Consider the following 18,917-nt stretch of genomic DNA (forward strand, 5'->3'; position numbering starts at 1 on the left):
GAAACGGGCGAGTGGAACGCAAATAGGACAGGGACGGCCCGGCGATATCGCCGGGCCGTCCCTGGTGAAGCGGTAGTGCGTCAGATCACTTGAGGGTGACCGTCGCGCCGGCCTCCTCGAGCTTGGTCTTGGCGGCCTCGGCGGCCTCCTTGTCGACCTTCTCGACGATCGCCTTGGGGGCGGACTCGACGAGATCCTTGGCCTCCTTGAGGCCCAGGCCCGACACGAGCTCGCGCACGACCTTGATGACGCCGATCTTCTTGTCGCCGGCCGACTCGAGGACGACGTCGAACTCGTCCTGCTCGGCGGCGGCCTCGCCACCGGCAGCCGGGGCGCCGGCAGCCGCGACGGCGACCGGAGCGGCCGCGGTGACCTCGAAGGTGTCTTCGAACAGCTTCACGAACTCGGAGAGCTCCAGAAGAGTCATCTCCTTGAAGGCCTCGAGCAGCTCGTCGTTGCTGAGCTTCGCCATGGTGGCGTCCTTTCTGTTGGTCCCGGTGCCGTCAGACGGCCCGGAAGCATGTGGGGTTAGTTTTTCTTGTCCTCGAGCGCCGCGAACAGACGTGCCAGCTGCGAAGCGGGCGCGTTGAACAGGCCGGCGGCCTTGGTCTGGTTACCCTTGAGGGCACCGGCCATCTTCGCGAGCAGGACCTCGCGGGACTCGAGATCGGCGATCTTGTCGAGTTCGGTGGCGGACAGCGGTGAGCCGTCCATGACACCGCCCTTGATGACGAGCGCCTTGTTGTCCTTGGCGAAGTTCTTGAGCGCCTTGGCGGCGTCCACGACCTCACCGGTGACGAACGCGATGGCGGTGGGACCGGACAGGAGGTCATCGAGACCCTCGACTCCGGCTTCCTCAGCCGCACGCTTGACCAGGGTGTTCTTGGCCACGGTGTACGTGGCCGCGTCACCCAGCGTCTTGCGCAGTTCGGTGACCTGCGGGACGGAGAGTCCGCGGTACTCGGTGACCACGGCGGTCGTGGAGTTCTGGAAGTGCTGCTTGATCTCCTCGACGGCCTGGACCTTTGCGGGCTTTGCCATGTTTCGCCTCCTTTCTGCATCATCTCGCCCGAGAAAACACGAACGCCCCGTGCGCAGGTGGCACGGGGCGTGGAGGAGCTGGCACGGGCCCCTGGGGACCCACGGCACATCCGACGCTGACCGGTGTTCTCCTGCGCGGGCCGTCCGGGCGCTCCCGGACCCTTCGACCACCCCCGGCGGGAGCGGCGACCTGCGGTCTTCGGTGAAACTTGATCAGGTGCCCGAGAGCAGAGCTCCCAGGCGTTCAAACTTCGGACCCAAGGATATAGGCGGCCGCCGTCGCATACCAAATCCGCCCGGGGGCGACGAATGGCGGGCCGGTCGGCTTTCTGACACATTGGTGCGGTGTCCCCAGCCCCGTCTCGCCTCGCCGTCGTCTACAACCCCACCAAGGTCGGAATCGACGAGGTCCGCCGCCTCGCCGAGGAGCGGGCGTCCAGGCACGGGTGGACGGATCCCGTCTTCTACGAGACCACCGAGGAGGACCCGGGCACCGGTCAGGCGGCACGGGCGGCCGCCGACGGTGTCGGACTGGTGATCGCGTGCGGCGGCGACGGCACCGTACGGTCGGTGGCGCAGGGCCTGCTCGGCACCTCGGTGCCGATGGGAGTCGTCCCCCTGGGAACCGGGAACCTGCTCGCCCGCAACCTCGGCGTCCCGTTGGACGATGTCGACCGTGCGTTGCGTGTCGCCATGAGCGGTCGGAGCCGCGCGATCGACCTCGGCGAGGTCCACTACACCGACGGCGACGGCGTGTCCCACGATGACGTGTTCCTCGTGATGCTCGGCGCCGGGATGGACGCCGACATGATCGCGGGCACCGACGACAAACTGAAGGCACGGGTGGGCTGGCTCGCGTACGTCGGCGCGTTCGCCAACACGCTGTTGCGCGGCCACCGGATCCGGGTCGAGTACGCCCTCGACGACGGATCGCCGATCCAGACCCGCGCGCGCACCCTCCTGGTGGCCAACTGCGGGATGCTGCAGGCGGGGATGGTGCTGTTGCCCGACGCCGTCATCGACGACGGACTCCTGGACGTTCTCGCTCTGCGCGCCAAGGGCCCTCTCGGGTGGGCGCAGGCGGGTGCGGTGCTGGCCCATCACACGTTCCAGCACCGGCTCAAGCCGATACTGCGGAGGAACTCCACCCAGGAGAGCGGGAAAGAAGAGCATCGGACCCGGCCACTGGATTTCCGCCAAGGCGTGGGGATCACCGCCCGCGTGTTGGAGAAACCGGCCGCGTTCCAGATCGACGGCGAGGACTGCGGCACCGTGACCGAGTTCTCGGCGCGGATCAAGCGGAGGGGGCTCACGGTCCGGGTGGCGGTCTGACCCGCGCTCCCCGACCTGGCCCCGGAGGTCAGGTCTCGGGCTTCACCAGCAGCGCCAGCACGTCGTGGATCTCCTCCACGGTGGGCACGGGCAGCGCTGAGCGCCCGTAGACGAACCCGATGCCGGCGTACACCAAGACGCCGGCGCGGATCCTCGCCCCCCGTTCGGAGAACCCGAGTTCGACGAACGCGTCGTGGACCACCCGCAGGATGCGTTGGTCCAGTTCGGCAACCGCCTCGGCGACGGTCTCGTCCGCCCTGGCCCATTCGCGGATCGCGGCCTCCCCCTCCCAGGCGCGGGATTCCACGAGCATCGCGCTCATGGTCTCCAGCCGTGCGTCGGGTGGCATCTCCTCCATGGTGACCAGACCACGGGCGGCGTCCATCTCCTGCGAGAAGTAGAGCCTGGCGATGGCGGCCATGAGCGCGTCGAAGTCGGCGAAATGCCAGTAGAAGCTGCCCTTCGTGACGCCGAAGTCGGCGCAGAGTCTGCTGATCTTGACCGCGGACCTGCCCTCGGTCATGAGCAGGTCCAGCCCGGCGCGGGCCCAGTCCTCCGCCGAGAGGCGCCCCGTGCGCGGACCGCTCGGCCGGGCGGACCATGTCGACCCCCGGGTCATCGGCCCGCGGCACCGTGTCGTGTCGTCATCGTCGTCACCCTACATCGGACCGAGGGCCTCCATGACCAGAGCGCGCGAGTCCGGGTCGCGCCCGGGTTCGCCGTGCCACACGGGCCGGCTGCCCGCGAACGGCCGGACGACCCGCACCTCTGTGCCGGGCGGGGACTGTTCCAGCGGTGGGTGCACGAGCAGGTCGACCGTCGAGACGATGTCGGTGTAGACCACCCCGCGCGCCCGGAGGCCGTCCGCGTGGAGCCGGACGAGCAGGTCCGAGCCACGTACGGCCTCCCGAAACCCCTCGCAGATCGGGTCCATCCAGGCGGGTTCCCACGCGAGGATCGTGTCGTGGGTCCTCAGCCCGCGGCTGGGGTTCTCGACGTCGCCGACCCCCTTGGCCACCACCGCCAAGGCACCTGCGACGGCGCGGTGGCGATCCCGGGGACGGGCACGGCCGCGCCTGCATCCGCTTCGGCACTCGCGGATACCCAACCCCCGTGACCCCACGCGAAGCAGTGCCACGCCCACGGCTCTCACCCTCGGGAGTCGGCTCATGTCCCGTCGGGCCATCTCTCCCCCGGTCACTCGGTGATCCCCACCTCCGAACCACACCGTAGGGTACTGTGACTCGTGTCATAGCAGCGGGAGCTCTCATGGTCGGGTTCGGTGGCGGCGCTCGCGGGCCCGTGGTGACGATGCGAAGACTCCTCGGCACGGTGGCCGGTGTGGCGGGCATGGGACTCGTCGGCGCGTCCGCCACCCGCGCACAGGTCGGCCCGGGATCGCTTGGTCCGAGCCCGCTGTTGTTCCACTCCCCCGTCCTCGAGCCCTACGTGGACGAACTCCCGCGTCCGGACGTCCTGCCCGGAGAGTCCCTGGAACTGTCCGCGCGGACGGGCACCCCACCGGTTCCACCGCGACCTCCCCGCGACGATGACCTTGGGTTACGGCGCGGCCAGTTACCTGGGTCCGGTGATCGCACGCCGGAGTGCGGACGACGCTGACCTACCGCAATGAGATCTCAGTCCACCCACACGCCGCGGACATCGACACGAGCCTGCACGGACTGTCGGAGTCGGTGCGTACCCGGGTACCCACGTCGCTACACCTGCACGGCGGGGTCACCGAGCCCGCCAGCGATGGCCACACGGAGCAGTCGTCCTTCCCCGGGCAGGGCCACCTCCACCACTTCGACAACCGGCAGGAGGCGGCCGGGCTCTGGCACCACGACCACGCCATGGCCATCACCCGCCTCAACGTCTACGGCGGTCTCGCGGGCGGCTACCTCCCACGCGACCGGTTCGACACCGGACGTCCCGACAATCCGTTGGGACTGCCCGCCGGCGAGTTCGAGATCCCGCTAGTCCTGCAGGAGAAGATCGTCCGCCCCGACGGCGCGGCGTCCATGCGCTCCACCCCGATCGTCCCGGAAGGCCATTGGGAAGGCGGGGCGGTGGGCGACGTCGGACTGGTCAACGGGGTGGGGCGGGTACGCCCAGGATGGTGTCGAGCAACGCTAGCGACCCCTCGAACGGTGTGCCGATGAGCAGCGCGGTGTCCAGGACCGGCAGCCGAAGGTCGAGGATGACCGTGCCGTTGGCGTAGTCCCCGCGCACCGCGTTGCGGTAGGTGTCCAGCGGGAACGGGAAGGTGGCCAGGTAGCGCAGTGACTCGGTGAGCGAGCCCCCGAATCCGCCAGTCCCTGCAGGACGGGGTCGAGGGACTCCAGACCGGCACGGAGGTCACCGCCGGAGGCCTCGACGACACGGCCCGCGGTCGCGGTGACGGTGTCCACCGCGCGGGTGGCCTCGACGAGCCGCTGCCGCCGCTGCGCGAGGACCTGGAGTGCGGGCCCGAGGTCGGCGACCCCGCCCTCCACCTCGTCGCTGCGGATCGCGAGTTCGGTCGAGAGCCTCTCCAGTGACTCCAACGCCACCACGATGTCCTCCTTCTGCGCCTCGAGCCCGGTGAGCAACTCGCTGAGGCGTCCCGCCACCGCCCGGACCTCGTCGGTGCGGCCGGTCATCGCGACGTCGAGTTCCCCGAAGACCTCCGCCGCCTGGGCCAGGCCGCTGCCGCCGAGGGCCGCCGCGAGCGTGGCCAGCGTCTGCTCCGTGGTGGGGTACCCGCCGCTGCGTTCCACCGGGACGAGGTCGCCGTCGGACAGCGTGCCCTCGGCGGGTTCGCCCGGAGGTGCCGACAGCTCGAGGTGGGACGCACCGAGGAGACTGCTCTGCCCCACCCGGGCCGTGGCGTTGCGCGGCAGGCGGACCTCCCCGTCGGGGTCGACCGTCACCTCGGCGAACCCCGGGCCGAGGCGGATGTCGGCGATGCGGCCCACCGTCACGTCGCCGACCCGGACACGGGCATTGCGGTCCAGGGTGGTGACGTCGGCGAGCTGCACCGTCACCGAGTAGCCGTCCGGCCCGCCCCCGGCCGTCCCGGGCAGCGGGAGACTGTTGGGCCCCTTCCAGTCGCAACCGCTCATCGTCGTCGTCGACACGACCAGCAGCGCCGCGCCCACGGCGCGCCGCCCGGTCACCGGACGCCCTCGGTGAGCAGGTCGGTCACGCCGACGCGACCGTCCGCCGGGCCGGCGGGGGTCGGGGACGCGTCGGCAGGGGTCGCGAGGGCGGGAGCCGGCCGCAGGTGGTCGTGGGTGTAGTCGAGCTGGTGCGGCAGCGCCCCGACGCCGCGGCTGGGATTGATCGCCACGGGCGGGTAGTCCACCGCCAGCGCGGTGAGCGTGGGGCCGAGCAGTCGCACGCACTCCTCGGAGGCGGTGTGCACGTCGGTCTCCTCTGCAGCGGCCAGGTCGGAGCAGATGAACTGCATCGGGTTCGCGAAGTCGGTCAGCGCGAGGGACGAGATCACCGCGTTCTGCGACGGCTGGTAGATCCCCTGCAGGTTCGACAGCGCGGTGGGTGCGACGTGCAGGATCTGGGCGATGTCGTCGCGCTGCTCGGCCAGCACCGTCAGCAGGTCGGTGGTCGTCCGGACGGTCTCGATGCCCACCTGCCGGTTGTCGCGGACGAAGTCGCGGACCTCGTCGACTGCCAGGTCGAGCTCGGTGAGCGCCGGGCCGATCTCCCCCCGGCCGCGCGACACCGAGACGGTCACCGCCGCCATCACCTCGTTGAAGGTGGTGATCTGCTCGCCGGAACCCTCCATCGCGGCGGTGAAGGCCTCGAGGTTGCGGACGGTGGCGAAGATGTCGTCGCGGCCGTCGGAGACGGTCTGCAGCGCCGCGCTGAGCTGACGGACCGTGTCGCGGACGTCGTCACCGCGATCGTCGAGCACCTCGTCCGCGGCGGCCACCGCGGGTAATCCGGTCGACCCCGATCGTGGCCCCCTCCGGTAGCGGGGCGGGCGTGCCGACGGCGACCGCGTGACCCAACCATACCCGAGGGCATTGCCATGCGGGTGAGCTAGGTCACTGTGTGCTCCGGGCTGCCGTACCGCGCGTGCGAACGCGAGGGAATCCGAGCCCGGGGCCGCTCGTTGCGATGGCGTCTCGCCCTCGCCGCAGCCCCATCTCCCCCACAGCCGCGCCCGAACATGGCGTCTCGCACGCCCCGAAGCGACGGCGAGACGCCATCGCGAGGAGCGGCTGCGTGGGGGGCGGGCATGCCGGCACGCGAGACGCCATCGGGAGGAGCGGCTGCGGACCGGTCGGCCGGCGGCCGGCCGCTCACGGCATGCCGGGAAATGCGGGAAGGCCCCGCGTCCGGATAACCGGTCGCGGGGCCTTCAGCCGAGCTGGTGGCGTCTCAGCCGAGCAGATCAGCTCGCTTCGGAGTCGGAACCCGCCTCGAGGAGCTTGGAGATCGCCGACGGATCGACCGGGATGCCGGGGCCGGTCGTCGTGGAGATGGTGACCTTCTGCATGTAGCGGCCCTTGGAGGAGGACGGCTTGAGGCGCATGACCTCGTCGACCGCGGCCTGGTAGTTCTCCGTGAGCTGCTCCGTGGAGAAGGAGGCCTTGCCCACGATGAAGTGCAGGTTGTTGGCCTTGTCGGTGCGGAAGGTGATCTTGCCGCCCTTGATGTCGCCCACGGCCTTGGTCACGTCCATCGTGACGGTGCCCGTCTTGGGGTTGGGCATGAGGCCACGCGGACCGAGCACGCGGGCCACACGGCCGACCTTGGCCATCTGGTCCGGGGTGGCGATCGCCGCGTCGAAGTCGAGCCAGCCGCCCTGGATCCGCTCGATGAGGTCGTCGGAGCCAACGACGTCAGCACCGGCGGCCTCGGCCTCGGTGGCCTTCTCGCCCGCGGCGAAGACGATGACGCGGGCGGTCTTACCGGTACCGTGCGGAAGGTTCACGGTGCCACGGACCATCTGGTCCGCCTTGCGGGAGTCGACGCCAAGTCGCATGGCGACCTCGACGGTGGCATCCATCTTCGTCGAGGAGGTGTCCTTGGCCAGGGCCAGGGCATCCAGAGGCGAGTACAGCTTGGTGCGGTCGACCTTCTCAGCTGCGGCCTTGTAGGCCTTGCTGTTCTTGCTCATGAGATTTCCATTCCTGTCGCATCGTTACCGCGACGGTCGGGTGTGGTGCGGGCCTGAGCTGCCCTCCCACGGTGATGTGTGGTGGTGGAGGTCAGGCCTCGACCGTGATGCCCATGGAGCGGGCGGTGCCGGCGATGATCTTCGCGGCCTGGTCGACGTCGTTGGCGTTGAGGTCTTCCATCTTGGTCTGGGCGATCTCGCGGACCTGGTCCATGGAGACCTTGCCGACCTTGGCGGAGTGCGGCGTGCCCGACCCCTTCTGCAGGCCCGCGGCCTTGAGCAGGAGCTTGGCGGCCGGCGGCGTCTTGAGCTTGAAGTCGAACGACCGGTCCTCGTAGACCGTGATCTCGACCGGCACGACGTTCCCGCGCTGGTTCTCGGTGGCGGCGTTGTAGGCCTTGCAGAACTCCATGATGTTGACACCATGGGCACCCAGAGCCGGGCCGACCGGCGGTGCCGGATTGGCTGCGCCGGCGTTGATCTGGAGCTTGATCAGCCCTGAGACCTTCTTCTTCTTCGGAGGCATCGTCTTCCTCAGTCTTCCTGGTTCTTCGACTGGATCTCGGCTCCACGCTGTACACGTGGGGGGCCGACTGTCGTGTGCGCGTACGCGCAACCTTGCCGATTCTACGCGCGGGATCGGGTTGATCCCTAATCGCGGTCGAAACGACGCGACCCGCCACGCGCGGTGTGCACGGGGCGGGGGCGTCCGGGTGACCGGGTGCGTCAGTCGATCTTCTCGACCTGCGAGAATCCCAGTTCGACCGGCGTCTCGCGACCGAAGATGGAGACGAGCACCTTGAGCTTCTGCGAGGTCGGATCGACCTCCGAGATGCTGGCGGGCAGAGTGGCGAACGGGCCGTCCATGACGGTGACCGACTCGCCGACCGTGAACTCCACCTCGACGGCCTGCGGGACCAGTCCACCCTCGGCCTCTCCGCCGGGGGCGGCGGCCTTCTTCTCCGGCTTGGGGGCCAGGAACTTGGCCACGTCGCTCAGCGAGAGCGGGGTGGGCGCACCGGCCGCGCCCCCGGTCGCACTGACGAATCCGGTGACACCCGGGGTGTTACGGACGACGCCCCACGACTCGTCGTCCAGGTCCATGCGGACCAGCACGTAACCGGGAAGGACCTTACGGTTGGCGACCTTCTTCTGGCCGTTCTTGACCTCGGTGTACTCCTCGATCGGGACCTCGACCTGATAGATCTTGTCCTCGGCCCCGAGGGTGACCGCACGCGTCTCCAGGTTGGCCTTGACCTTGTTCTCGTACCCCGCGTACGAGTGGATGACGAACCAGTCGCCCGGGAGCTTGCGGAGCTGACGCTTGAAGGCGATGACCGGGTCGATCGCGGGCGCAGCCTCCTCGGCGGAGGCCTCGGTCGCGTCGGTCGCCTCTGACTCGTCGGACGCCTCGGCCTCGTCGGCAGCCTCTGACTCGTCGGCGCCCGCGACAGCGTCGATCGCATCCGCCACGGCCTCTGCGGTCGGCGGGACCGCCGCGTCGGAGGGATCCGCCGACGTGTCACCGAGCACCGCGTCCGCCTCGGTCTCGGCCTGCTCGGCGGCGGCCGGGCTCTGCTCGACGTCCTCGGACTCGGGGCTCTGCTCGATGTCGCTCACGGAAAATGCGGTCCTCTCGAAGTTCGGCGGTCCGGTTCTCGCCCCGGACCTCCAGCGGCGGGTGTCAGCGGTCGAAGACGAGCTCGACGAGCTTGCCCGCGCCGAAGTCGACGCCGGAGACCAGCGCGGTCATGAAGATCAGGAACAGGAACACCACGATGGTGTAGGTGACCATCTGGTTGCGCGTCGGCCAGATGACCTTACGCAGTTCCTCGACGACCTGCCCGATGTACTGGAACGGGTTGGCGCGGCTGTTCCGCGTGTCCTCCGCGGTGTCCGCATCGGTGCGGACACGACTGGCGACGGTGGTGTCGCCCCGGCCGGCTTTGCCGGTCGGAACAGGGGCACCGGTGGGGACGGCCGCGCCGTCGGAACCGCGCGCGCCGCTGGTGTCGTCGTCGCGATCCTGACTCACGCGGTACCTCCGGGTCGACTGTGGCTGGCGGGAAGGGCAGGGGCGACAGGACTTGAACCTGCAACCTGCGGTTTTGGAGACCGCTGCTCTGCCAATTGAGCTACGCCCCTTCGGCCGGTCTCCCGGCCACCCGTGCCGTCTCGCGAACCGCGGACCGCACGAACGCCTCGACTCTACAGTGTCGGCGGCTGCCTGAGGCAGCGTGGGCCGCGACCGCGGGCGGTCGGGCGTCGCAAGTGTACGACAGCCCCGGCAGTGGCCCTAAATCGCGACGGTGACGATCGCCTTGCCGAACACCTTGGACCCGCCGCAGGTCACGGCGAGTCCGACATCTGCCGTGGAGCCGTCGCCTGAGATCTTCTTCACCGCACCGTCCACCACCAGCACGGCCGGGGCGTCGGCGGGCACCACCACCGGACCGGCGAACCGGATGGAGGTGGCCACCACCCGGTCCGCTCCCCCGGCCCACTCGGCCACGACCCCGATCGCCAGTGCCGAGGTGAGCATCCCGTGCGCGACCACTCCGGGCAGCCCGAGCGCGCGGGCGGCGTCGTCGTCCAGGTGGATGGGGTTGTGGTCACCCGACGCGTCCGCGTACCGGCGGAGGTCCTCGCGCGTGATCTCCAGGCTGCGGGCGCCGATCGGCTCGCCCGGCTCCGGTCGCCTCGTCGTCATCGGATCGCCCGTCGTCGGATCGCCTGTCGTCATCCTTCGACCTCCGCGGTGAGCAGGGCACTGGACAGGGTCTGGACAGCGGTGCCGGACGGGTCGCGGAGCACCGTGTCGAACCCGATCATGCGCCCGCCGCGCGCGGACCGGACGCCGGTGACCGTCGCGGTCGCGGTGAGGACGTCACCGACGACGATGGGCCGGTGGTGTAGGGACGACTGGGCGGTGTGCAGGGTGCGGGACAGGTCGATCCGCAGGTCCGGGTGCTCCATCACCGCGCGCTGGACCGGCGCCGTGAGGGCGGCGGCCAGGGTGGCCGGGGCCTGACCGGAGGGCGCGCCGACGGATTCGGCGAACCGCGCCACCACCTCGGAGGTGACGGTGACGGGGTCGCCGGTGACGACGACGACGTGGTCGTCCGCGTTGTCTGTGCTCACACCGGCCGACGCTACCCCAGCCCGTCCGCGCCAAACCGCCGATGCGGCGGGGGTAGGGCTCCTACGGTGGGGATAGTCGACCAGGGAGAGCGCCCGTGAGCCAGAACGAGCAGGCAGCACACGATCGAGACGACCACGGCGTCGCGGGTGGAGGCCCCGAGGGACCCGGCCCGGTGGCGGGCCACGGCGGCTCCCACGCCACCGCCGTCGCCGCGGTCCACGGCGTGCGGACGATGTTCACGCTCTCCGGAGCGCACGTCTTCCCCATGTACGACGCGGCGGAGAAGGAGGATCACGGGATCTCGTTGCTCGACGTCCGGCACGAGCAGACCGCGGCGTTCGCCGCCGAGGCCACCGGCAAGCTCACCCGCTCCCCCGGCCTGGCGGTGCTCACCGCCGGCCCGGGCGTCACCAACGGGATCAGCGCGATCTCCCAGGCGTCGTTCTCCGGCGCCCCCATGGTGGTGCTGGGCGGTCGCGCACCCGCGGGCCGCTGGGGAACCGGCAGCCTCCAGGAGTTCGACCACGTCCCACTGGTGCGGCCGGTGACGGTGTCCGCAGAGACGGCCCGCGACACCGCCGACATCGCGGGCGCCACCCACCGCGCCTTCACGGCCGCCCGCTCCGCCCATCGTGGGCCGGCGTTCCTCGACGTGCACATGGACCACTTCTTCGACCGGTGCGAATCCGTGCGACCGGGGCCGGGTTCCGGGCCCACCCCGGATCGCTGCCCCGACACCGATGCGGTCGACCGGATCGCCGAACTGCTGGTGGGCGCGCAGCGGCCCGTCCTCGTGGTGGGCTCCGACGTCTGGGCGGACGGCGCCGAGCACGCCGCGCTGCGCTACGTGGACACTCTCGGACTGCCCGCGATCCCCAACGGCATGGGCCGGGGGATCATCCCCGCGGGGCATCCGCTCCTGGTGTCCAAGGCGCGGGGGATGGCGTTCGGGAACGCCGACCTCGTCGTGGTGGTGGGGACCCCACTGGACTTCCGCCTGGGGTACGGGGTGTTCGGCGGGAAGGACGGGGCGGAGCCCGCGACGGTCGTGCACGTCGCCGACTCCGAGGGCCAGCTCAGTCGACACGCGGACCCCGCCGTCGCCACCGCCGGCGACCTGGGGGAGGTGCTGGACGCGCTGACCGAGGCGGTGCAGCGTCGGTCGACCAGGCCGGACTGGAGCGCGTGGGCACGGTCGTTGCGCGAGAAGGCCGACGCCACCCACGCCGCCGACCTCGAGCTGTTCGGTGCGAGCGCCGATCCGATCCACCCCGCGCGAATCTACGGAGAGCTGCTACCGCGACTGGCCGAGGACGCCGTCGTGATCGGCGACGGCGGCGACTTCGTCTCCTTCGCCGGCAAGTTCATCGAACCCGCCCGACCCGGGAACTGGCTGGACCCGGGGCCGTTCGGCGGCCTGGGCGCCGCGATCGCCGCCCGGATCGCCCGGCCGTCCAGCCAGGTGGTCCTGCTGCTCGGCGACGGTGCCGCCGGATTCTCTCTTGTCGACGTGGACACCCTGGTCCGTCACCACCTGCCCGTGGTGATGGTGATGGGCAACAACGGCGCGTGGGGGTTGGAGAAGGGGCCGATGCAGATGCTGTACGGCTACGACGTGATCGCCGACCTCGCGCCCCGCACCCGGTACGACGAGGTGGTCAGAGCACTCGGTGGGGCGGGAGAGATGGTCACCGATCCCGCGCAGATCGGCCCGGCTCTCGACCGCGCGTTCGCCAGCGGGGTGCCGTACCTGGTCAACGTCGTCACAGACGTAGAGGCCGGGTATCCCAGGTCGACGTTCGGGGTGTGAGCGCCCGTCAGGACACGACGATCCGGTAGAGCAACTCCGGCCGGCCTCGGCCCCCGTACCGGTGCGAGACGTCGACGGCGCCGTTGCGGTGCAGATGATCGAGATAGCGGCGCACAGTCGCGCGGGAGGCGCCACTCGCGCGCGCGACCTCGGCGGCCGAGTGTCCGGCGCCGTCGTCCAGTGCGGCCAGGACCGCGTTCAGCGTCGGCTCGGACAAACCCTTGGGGAGCCGCTCCGGGGCGCGGTTGCCCGACGCGGGGGCCGGCCCGGCGGGCGCCGTACCCGAACCGGCGGGCGCCGAGGCCGAACCGGCGGGCGCCGTGGGCCCCCTCCCCGCCCCCCTCCGCAGCAGGGCGTCGATCTCCCCCTGGCCGAACGAGTCGAGCTCCGCGGGTGGTCCGGCGCCGAATTCGGAGCGGAACCGCTCCAGGCGATCCACCATCGCCGCCCTGGTGAACGGCTTGACCAGGTATCCGGCGACCTGCCCGGACAGCGCCTGCCGCACGGTGACGCGGTCCCGGAGAGAACTCACCACGATCACACTGATCGGGCGGCGGGAGATCGTCCTGATCCGGTGCAGCACCTCGATACCGCTGAACCCCGGGAGTCCGATGTCGAGCAGCACCAGGTCGATCCCGCCACCGGCCACCCACCCCACCGCCGCCTGCCCGTCGGCCACCGCGGCGGCCACGCTGAAGCCCGCGACGCCCTCCACGTAGCGACTGTGCAGGCGCCGCGCCACGGGATCGTCGTCGACGATCAGGGTGCGGATGGCGCGGCTGCCCTGTCCCTCGCCCGTCATCGTCTCCTCCGCAGCCGCACGGTCACCAGCGCCCCGCCGGCCGGGGATCTGCCCACCTCGATCTCACCGTCACGATCCCGCACGATCTGCCAGACCACCGCCAGGCCGACGCCGCGCGTCGCATGCTCCCCACCCGGGGCCTTGGTGGAGTACCCGTGCTCCATCATCATCGGCAGCGCCTCCGGGTCCAACCCCGGCCCGTCGTCACCCACGGCGACCTCGGTGCCCACCTCGTCGGCCAGCACCAGAACGTGGACGTGGCCCCCGGGACCCGCCGCCTCGACGGCGTTGATCACCAGATTCGCGATCAGCGAGACGTCGTCCGCCCCGAGCTCACCTGCACTCGTCGAGGTCAGGGGGTCGATCTCCAGCCGGCCTCCCCGCGACCGGTACTCCGCGGCCATCTCCCCCAGCACCGCGCGCAGGCGCGGGTCCTCGACACCCCCGTCGCGGGTATCCGCGCCGGTGACCGGGGCGAGCTCCGCCAGATACTCGAGCGCCGCGTCGGACTCACCGCTCTCGACGAGCCCGTACACCGCGTGGATCCGGGTCCGGAACTCATGGGTCTGCTCGCGGAGCGCCCTGGACAGCCGTCGCTGCTCTCCCAGTTCGGCGTTCTCCGCCTCCAGCCTGCGGACCCGGGCGCCGATCGCCGCGGAGACGCCGGCGGCCCCGGTCAGCCCGACCACCATCGCCAGCAGCACCCAGGGTGCCATCGCCGTGAGACTGGACCGCAGGTCGGCGGCGATCTCCGACTCCAGGACCCCCACCGATGCCGCACCCACGACGAGCCCGCCGCGGTACACCGGGACCTTGGCGCGCAGTGTCGGACCGAGGGTCCCCTCCTCGGTGCCGACGAAGGTGGCCCCCGCCAGCACGTCCGACGGGTCGGTCGAGACCGGCCGGCCGCGTTCCGCGGGCACAGGGTGGGTGATCCGGATCCCTCGCGCGTCGCTGATCACCACGTAGTCGACCCCGGACGCCTGCTGGATCAGCTCGGTCAGCGGTTGCAGCTCCTGCTCCGCGTCCCCGCTCCCGATGGCGTCCCGCACCTGGTCGAGCTCCGCGAGGCTGCGCGCGACCGCGAGGACCCGCTCGGTCATGGCCTCGCGAACCTGCCGCTCCTGGACCCGGGCGGCGGCATAGGCCGTCAGTCCCACGCAGGTCACCACCACCGCGAACTGGATCACCACCACCACGACGAGGCGGAACCGCCGCTCGAGCAGCCACTCCGAGTATCGCGCCACCCCGCTCCTCTCCTCGTGAGCATCAATGAGCACAAAGACTAGTTGTGCCCCACATCACACGTCGCCGATCCATGCTCAGCCCATACCCCGGTGGCACTCACGCCGCCGGACATCTGGAAGGACCGTTGATGCGACACCCCCTTGCCCGCATCCTGACCGCGGTACTCGCTGTCGGGCTCACCACGGCCGCGGCGACCGACGCCAGCCGCTCCGGAGGCGGTGACAACCCCCGGACCCAACTGGCCATCATCGCACCGGCCGCCCCCGGCGGCGGATGGGACACGTTCGGCAGAGAAGCCCAGCAGGCCCTCATGACCAACGGGATCGTCAACGCGGTGCGGGTCCGCAACGTCCCGGGCGCGGCCGGCACCATCGGGCTGACCCAGTTCGTCCAGCTCGCCGGGCGTACCGATTCCCTGCTGGTCACCGGCGGCGTGATGGTGGGCGGGGTGATCCTGCAGGATTCCGACGCCACGCTCGAGGACACGACGCCGATCGCCCGTCTGGCCGACGACTACAACGTGCTGGTGGTCCCCGCGAACTCCCCGTATCAGACGCTCGAGGAATTCCTGGCGGCGTGGCGGGAGCATCCGGGGATGGCGATCGCGGGCGGTTCACTCGGGAGCATCGACCATCTGCTCACGGGCATGCTCGCCGAGGCCGCCGGGATCGACCCGGCCCAGATCAACTACATCGCCTACTCCGGGGGCGGCGAGGTCGTGAGGTCGATGATCAGCGGCTCCGCGGTGGGGGCCATCTCCGGCGCCAACGACTTCGACGCCCAGATCGAGGCGGGCGAGCTCCGCGCGCTCGGGGTCTCGTCGGCGACCCCGGTCGGGGAGCTGTCCACCCCGACCTTCATCGAACAAGGAGTGGACGTGTCCATGTCGAACTGGCGCGGGCTCGTCGCCCCACCGGGCATCCCTGACGAGGTCAGGGACGAGCTCATCGCGATCATCGCGGAGATGCGCGAGACCGGGGAATGGCGCGACACCCTCGAGCGCAACAACTGGACCGACGAGTTCATGGCAGGTGACGAGTTCGCCCGGTTCCTCGACGCGGAGATCGCCACGACCGAAGACATCATCAGGGAGTTGGGACAATGACACTCGTAACCGACCAGGCGAGCGCGGGGGGAACGACGGCCCCGTCGGCCCCGGCCGCCCCGCCCACCGACCGTCGCCGCTGGTGGCGTCAGCGGACCGAGCTCGGGTTCGCCGCGGGCGTCCTCGCGATCGCCGCGTTCATGATCGTGCAGACCATCACCATGGACGTCCCCGAGGGGGTGGGAGCACCCGGGCCGCGGTTCTTCCCCGGCCTGGTGGCGGGCTTCCTGATCCTCACCGGAGGACTGCTGGCGATCAGCGTCATCCGCACCCCCCGCCACACCGCGGCCACCTCGACCATGGGGCAGCTGTCCACCGACATGCTCGAGGACCTGGCCGCGATCGACGACCACGCGGACTCCCCCGCCACCACGGCGCCCGCGGCCGGCGGCGACTCGGAGTACGTGCCCGTCGACTACCGCACGACCGGGATCGTGATCGCCGGCCTCGTCGGGTTCGCGATCCTTCTCCAGCCCGTCGGCTGGTTGGTCACCGCCAGCGTGCTGTTCTGGATCGTCAGCCGCGCACTGGGGAGCAGGCGCCCGGTCTTCGACATCGCCGTCTCGGTGATCTTCGCCTCCGTCATCCAGATCGCGTTCTCGGCCGGGCTCGGCCTGGGACTACCCGCCGGGATCCTGGAAGGAGTCGTGCCATGGAGCAACTGAGCCTGCTGGGTGACGGCATGGCCGGGGTGCTCACCCCGATGAACCTCACCCTCCTGCTGATCGGTGCCCTCCTCGGCACCGCGGTCGGCGTCCTTCCGGGACTCGGCTCCGCGATGGCGGTCGCCCTGCTCCTGCCGGTCACCTTCACACTCGACCCGACCGGCGCCTTCATCATGTTCGCCAGCATCTACTTCGGCGGACTGTTCGGCGACTCGACCTCCGGGATCCTGCTCAACACACCGGGTAACTCGTCGGCCATAGCCACGACGTTCGAAGGGCACCGGATGGCCATGAGCGGCCGGGCGGCCAAGGCTCTGGGGATCTCGGCGATCGGCGCCTTCACCGGCGGCATGATCGCGTGCGCCTGCGTCGTGATGTTCTCCCCCTACCTGATCGTCCTCGCCCGGGCGTTCTCCTCTCCCGAGTACTTCGCCCTCGCGGTGTTCGCCTTCGTCGCCATCTCGGCCGTCGTCGCCGAGTCCGTCGTGAGGGGACTCGCCGCACTCGGGCTGGGGCTCGCGCTCGCCCTGGTCGGCACCGACTCCATGACCGGCACCCAGCGGTTCACGCTGGACACCCCGTCACTGTTCGAGGGCATCTCGATCATCGTGATCACCGTCGGCCTGCTGGCCCTCGGCGAGGTCCTGCACCAGGCGTCGCGGATCCGCCGCGAGGCGAACGTCGGCGGGCCGGTGACCACCGAGGGCTCCCCGTTCCCGACCCGCAAGGAGATGCGCAAGGTCGTGCCCGCCTTCCTCCGGGGCACGGCGTTCGGTCTGCCCTTCGGCACGATCCCGGTCGGCGGGTCCGAGGTGCCGACGTTCCTGGCCTACGGCACCGAGAAGGCCCTGGCCGCGCGGCGCCACGATCCCGACTTCGGCACCCGCGGCGCGCTCCAGGGCGTCGCCGCGCCCGAGGCCGCGGGCAACGCCACCGCCGGCAGCGCGATGGGCGCGCTGCTCGTCCTGGGCCTGCCGACCTCGGCGACGGCCGCCATGATGCTGGCCGCGTTCCAGCAGTACGGGATGCAGCCCGGCCCCATGCTCTTCGAGACGAGTGCCGCGCTGGTCTGGCCGCTGCTCGCCAGCCTGTTCGTCGGACTGATCATCCTGCTGGTCATCAACCTGCCGTTCGCGGCCGTGTGGGCCAAGCTGCTGTTGATCCCCCGCCACTACCTGTACGCCGGCGTGACGGTGATCGCGATGCTCGGCACCTACGCGATCTCCTCCTCGACACTGGACCTGTGGATGGTGATCGCGATCGGCATCCTGGGATTCGTCATGCGCCGGTTCTCGATCCCGCTGGCCCCGGTCCTGATCGCCGCGATCCTCGGCCCGCTCGCGGAGCTCGAGCTGCGCCGGTCGCTGGCACAGTCCGAGGGCGATATGTCGATCCTGGTCTCCTCGAACATCACCCTCGTGCTCTACGGCCTGCTGGCGCTGGCCGTGGCGGCGAGCATCATCCAGCACGCCCGGCACCGTCGCCGCCGCCGCCAGGAGGCCGCGGCGCAGGTGGAGGCCGCTGCGCAATAAGGAGCTACTCCGGATGAACGACGAAGGCCGCCCACGACCCGTGGGCGGCCTTCGTGTGTGTCGATCGGTACCGGTGGGGGGACTCGATCCCCCGACCTCACGATTATGAGTCGTGCGCTCTAACCAGCTGAGCTACACCGGCATGCGCTGCCAGTCGGGCGATCGGGCCGCCCCGCACAGTGCGAGCCCCCTGACGGAATCGAACCGTCGACCTTTTCCTTACCATGGAAACGCTCTACCGACTGAGCTAAGGGGGCCGGCCACCCTGGGTCGCGAAGCTCTTCGCGGCTCGGGGTGAAAGCCTCTAGCAGATTACACACAGGCTCGAACGGGGCACAAATCGCCCGGTGGAGCGGGGTCGACGCCCCGCTGGCAGGATGTGGGGCATGCGCCTCTCCGTGGTCGTCCCCGTCCTCGATGACGCCCACGAGCTCGCCGGGTGCCTCGCGGCCCTGCACGGCCAGACGAGGCCGCCGGACGAGATCGTCGTGGTGGACAACGGATGCTCCGACACGAGTGCGGACGTCGCCCGCGAGGCCGGCGCGCGAGTGGTGACCGAGCCGGTCCGGGGCATCCCCTCGGCCGCCGCCGCCGGCTACGACCGGGCCTCGGGCGACGTGATCGCCCGCCTGGACGCGGACTCCCGCCCGGGCCCGGACTGGATGCAGCGCATCGAGAGCGCGTTCGCCGAGGACCCGGGTCTCGTGGCGCTCTCGGGCCCCGGCGAGTTCATCGGACTGAGCGGGTGGCGGGCCCGCGCCGCGCAGCTGCTCTACATGGACGCCTACTTCTTCTCCGTCGGCGCCGCGATGGCCCACCCTGTGTTGTTCGGGTCCAATCTGGCGATGCGGCGCACGGCCTGGGAGCGCGTCCGCGACGGAGTCGACCGGTCGGACCCGGAACTGCACGACGACATCGACCTGTCGTTCCAGTTCGGCGCCGACGACCGGCTGCGGGTGGACCGCTCGCTGACCGTGGGTATCTCCGCGCGTCCGTTCGACGATCCCGCCGCGATGCGGCGGCGCTTCTCCCGTGCGTTCCGGACGATCGCCCGCAACTGGCGCACCTCGCCGCCCTCCGAGCGCTGGATGCAGCGCCTCCGGCGCTGAACG

The 18,917-nt window shown here is 70.6% G+C and carries 21 protein-coding genes and 3 tRNA genes; 7 read left to right on the forward strand and 17 right to left on the reverse strand.

Annotated elements, in window-relative coordinates:
* Positions 1-85 precede the first annotated feature (85 nt).
* Both rplL and rplJ read right to left on the reverse strand, forming a co-directional pair.
* Entirely contained in the window at positions 86-472 is a 387-nt protein-coding gene (rplL, locus tag CEY15_RS05610) for a 50S ribosomal protein L7/L12 (RefSeq protein ID WP_007631805.1), read from the reverse strand.
* A 56-nt stretch (positions 473-528) separates the two neighbouring features.
* Positions 529-1,041, reverse strand: coding sequence for a 50S ribosomal protein L10 (gene rplJ, locus CEY15_RS05615; RefSeq protein ID WP_007631803.1), 513 nt, complete (start codon positions 1,039-1,041; stop codon positions 529-531).
* Between the two features lie 345 nt (positions 1,042-1,386).
* On the opposite strand from rplJ, the gene CEY15_RS05620 reads away from it, so the two are divergent.
* A complete protein-coding gene (locus tag CEY15_RS05620; RefSeq protein WP_007631801.1) occupies positions 1,387-2,373 on the forward strand; it encodes a diacylglycerol/lipid kinase family protein in 987 nt (328 codons plus the stop codon).
* A gap of 28 nt (positions 2,374-2,401) precedes the next feature.
* Here the strand turns inward: CEY15_RS05620 and CEY15_RS05625 are convergent, their stop codons facing one another.
* Both CEY15_RS05625 and CEY15_RS05630 read right to left on the reverse strand, forming a co-directional pair.
* The gene (locus CEY15_RS05625; protein WP_007631800.1) at positions 2,402-2,992 is read right to left on the reverse strand and encodes a TetR/AcrR family transcriptional regulator; all 591 of its coding nucleotides are present in this window, start codon (positions 2,990-2,992) and stop codon (positions 2,402-2,404) included.
* A gap of 39 nt (positions 2,993-3,031) precedes the next feature.
* Positions 3,032-3,391, reverse strand: coding sequence for a hypothetical protein (locus tag CEY15_RS05630; RefSeq protein ID WP_141244213.1), 360 nt, complete (start codon positions 3,389-3,391; stop codon positions 3,032-3,034).
* Positions 3,392-3,977: 586 nt separating this feature from the next.
* On the opposite strand from CEY15_RS05630, the gene CEY15_RS19060 reads away from it, so the two are divergent.
* On the forward strand, positions 3,978-4,535 hold the full coding sequence (locus CEY15_RS19060) for a multicopper oxidase domain-containing protein (protein ID WP_095717639.1): 558 nt from the start codon (positions 3,978-3,980) through the stop codon (positions 4,533-4,535).
* Here CEY15_RS19060 and CEY15_RS05645 read toward each other — a convergent pair.
* From CEY15_RS05645 to hadA, 9 genes are all read right to left on the reverse strand, one after another.
* Positions 4,506-5,531 (reverse strand): MCE family protein, encoded by a 1,026-nt coding sequence (locus CEY15_RS05645; protein ID WP_067716814.1) that lies wholly within the window; start codon positions 5,529-5,531, stop codon positions 4,506-4,508. The genes CEY15_RS19060 and CEY15_RS05645 overlap by 30 nt on opposite strands.
* Entirely contained in the window at positions 5,528-6,307 is a 780-nt protein-coding gene (locus CEY15_RS05650; protein ID WP_007631787.1) for an MCE family protein, read from the reverse strand. Before CEY15_RS05650 ends, CEY15_RS05645 begins: the two co-directional genes overlap by 4 nt.
* A 465-nt stretch (positions 6,308-6,772) precedes the next feature.
* Complete coding sequence (rplA, locus tag CEY15_RS05655; protein ID WP_095717640.1) at positions 6,773-7,501, reverse strand: 50S ribosomal protein L1; 729 nt, start codon at positions 7,499-7,501, stop codon at positions 6,773-6,775.
* Between the two features lie 91 nt (positions 7,502-7,592).
* Positions 7,593-8,027, reverse strand: a complete 435-nt coding sequence (gene rplK, locus CEY15_RS05660) for a 50S ribosomal protein L11 (protein ID WP_095717641.1) — start codon at positions 8,025-8,027, stop codon at positions 7,593-7,595.
* A gap of 200 nt (positions 8,028-8,227) precedes the next feature.
* Positions 8,228-9,121 (reverse strand): transcription termination/antitermination protein NusG, encoded by an 894-nt coding sequence (nusG, locus tag CEY15_RS05665; protein ID WP_017838121.1) that lies wholly within the window; start codon positions 9,119-9,121, stop codon positions 8,228-8,230.
* Between the two features lie 64 nt (positions 9,122-9,185).
* Positions 9,186-9,536, reverse strand: a complete 351-nt coding sequence (secE, locus tag CEY15_RS05670) for a preprotein translocase subunit SecE (RefSeq protein WP_017838120.1) — start codon at positions 9,534-9,536, stop codon at positions 9,186-9,188.
* 37 nt (positions 9,537-9,573) lie between these two features.
* Positions 9,574-9,646, reverse strand: a tRNA-Trp gene (locus CEY15_RS05675).
* A gap of 151 nt (positions 9,647-9,797) precedes the next feature.
* A complete protein-coding gene (locus CEY15_RS05680) occupies positions 9,798-10,244 on the reverse strand; it encodes a MaoC/PaaZ C-terminal domain-containing protein (RefSeq protein ID WP_095717642.1) in 447 nt (148 codons plus the stop codon).
* Positions 10,241-10,642, reverse strand: coding sequence for a (3R)-hydroxyacyl-ACP dehydratase subunit HadA (gene hadA / locus CEY15_RS05685; RefSeq protein ID WP_095717643.1), 402 nt, complete (start codon positions 10,640-10,642; stop codon positions 10,241-10,243). The genes CEY15_RS05680 and hadA overlap by 4 nt, the downstream gene beginning before the upstream one ends.
* Positions 10,643-10,815: 173 nt before the next feature.
* Between hadA and CEY15_RS05690 the strand changes: the two genes are divergently transcribed.
* Complete coding sequence (locus tag CEY15_RS05690; protein ID WP_095717668.1) at positions 10,816-12,453, forward strand: acetolactate synthase; 1,638 nt, start codon at positions 10,816-10,818, stop codon at positions 12,451-12,453.
* Positions 12,454-12,460: 7 nt separating this feature from the next.
* On the opposite strand, the gene CEY15_RS05695 is transcribed toward CEY15_RS05690, so the two are convergent.
* Together CEY15_RS05695 and CEY15_RS05700 are read right to left on the reverse strand one after the other, a co-directional pair.
* Positions 12,461-13,255, reverse strand: a complete 795-nt coding sequence (locus tag CEY15_RS05695) for a response regulator (protein ID WP_095717644.1) — start codon at positions 13,253-13,255, stop codon at positions 12,461-12,463.
* Positions 13,252-14,502 (reverse strand): sensor histidine kinase, encoded by a 1,251-nt coding sequence (locus tag CEY15_RS05700; RefSeq protein WP_095717645.1) that lies wholly within the window; start codon positions 14,500-14,502, stop codon positions 13,252-13,254. Before CEY15_RS05700 ends, CEY15_RS05695 begins: the two co-directional genes overlap by 4 nt.
* Before the next feature lie 128 nt (positions 14,503-14,630).
* Between CEY15_RS05700 and CEY15_RS05705 the strand changes: the two genes are divergently transcribed.
* The 3 genes from CEY15_RS05705 to CEY15_RS05715 are packed head-to-tail and all read left to right on the forward strand — an operon-like array spanning position 14,631 to position 17,805.
* Positions 14,631-15,608, forward strand: coding sequence for a Bug family tripartite tricarboxylate transporter substrate binding protein (locus CEY15_RS05705; protein WP_095717646.1), 978 nt, complete (start codon positions 14,631-14,633; stop codon positions 15,606-15,608).
* Positions 15,605-16,273 (forward strand): tripartite tricarboxylate transporter TctB family protein, encoded by a 669-nt coding sequence (locus CEY15_RS05710; RefSeq protein ID WP_095717647.1) that lies wholly within the window; start codon positions 15,605-15,607, stop codon positions 16,271-16,273. The genes CEY15_RS05705 and CEY15_RS05710 overlap by 4 nt, the downstream gene beginning before the upstream one ends.
* Positions 16,261-17,805: a tripartite tricarboxylate transporter permease gene (locus tag CEY15_RS05715; protein ID WP_095717648.1), complete on the forward strand. Its 1,545-nt coding sequence runs from the start codon at positions 16,261-16,263 to the stop codon at positions 17,803-17,805. The genes CEY15_RS05710 and CEY15_RS05715 overlap by 13 nt, the downstream gene beginning before the upstream one ends.
* Positions 17,806-17,873: 68 nt before the next feature.
* Here the strand turns inward: CEY15_RS05715 and CEY15_RS05720 are convergent.
* A tRNA-Met gene (locus tag CEY15_RS05720) sits at positions 17,874-17,947 on the reverse strand.
* Between the two features lie 42 nt (positions 17,948-17,989).
* A tRNA-Thr gene (locus tag CEY15_RS05725) sits at positions 17,990-18,062 on the reverse strand.
* A 129-nt stretch (positions 18,063-18,191) separates the two neighbouring features.
* Here CEY15_RS05725 and CEY15_RS05730 point away from each other — a divergent pair.
* On the forward strand, positions 18,192-18,914 hold the full coding sequence (locus CEY15_RS05730; RefSeq protein WP_095717649.1) for a glycosyltransferase family 2 protein: 723 nt from the start codon (positions 18,192-18,194) through the stop codon (positions 18,912-18,914).
* The last annotated feature ends 3 nt before the right edge of the window (positions 18,915-18,917 follow it).

It is taken from the genome of Dietzia natronolimnaea (assembly GCF_002289575.1).
Classification (GTDB): domain Bacteria; phylum Actinomycetota; class Actinomycetes; order Mycobacteriales; family Mycobacteriaceae; genus Dietzia; species Dietzia natronolimnaea_A.